Annotated in this window: 1 tRNA gene and 1 rRNA gene; both read right to left on the bottom strand. The window is 34.6% G+C overall.

The window, feature by feature from the left end:
- Positions 1-259 precede the first annotated feature (259 nt).
- Positions 260-335, bottom strand: a tRNA-Ala gene (locus QOZ84_RS16560).
- A 125-nt stretch (positions 336-460) separates the two neighbouring features.
- A 16S ribosomal RNA gene (locus QOZ84_RS16555) occupies positions 461-523 on the bottom strand; the annotation flags it as partial.

Below are 523 nucleotides of genomic sequence, written 5' to 3'. Positions count from 1 at the left end.
TATCGCGTCCTTCATCGGCTCCTAGTGCCAAGGCATCCGCCCTGCACCCTTAATAACTTGACCAAGTTATTAAAAGTTATCGTAAATAACAAACTTCACATACGTTCAGTTTATTAAGTACTAAAAATTTGATTTTTAAAGAGTTTATCTTCTCGATGATATTTTTAAAAGTTATCTTCTTCATATTTAAAATGATGTCATATCACTAAATGTTATACAGTTTTCAAAGTACTATTTATTCAAACAATTAAGTTTAAAATGGTGGAGATGTGGAGGATCGAACTCCAGACCCCTTGCGTGCAAGGCAAGTGCTCTCCCAGCTGAGCTACACCCCCAGATCATTAACTTTTTTCAACAAAAAATATTTTACTATAAATGTCGATTTATGTCAATAAAGTTTTCATTTTTTTCAAAAAAAAATAAGAACTCTCAAAATTAAACAGTAGGCAATTCTCCTTAGAAAGGAGGTGATCCAGCCGCACCTTCCGATACGGCTACCTTGTTACGACTTCACCCCAGTTAT

The organism is Romboutsia sedimentorum, assembly GCF_030131845.1.
GTDB lineage: Bacteria > Bacillota > Clostridia > Peptostreptococcales > Peptostreptococcaceae > Romboutsia_D > Romboutsia_D sedimentorum.
The sequence above is the reverse complement of the archived record's forward strand: the minus strand, read 5'-3'. Positions and strand labels throughout refer to the sequence as shown.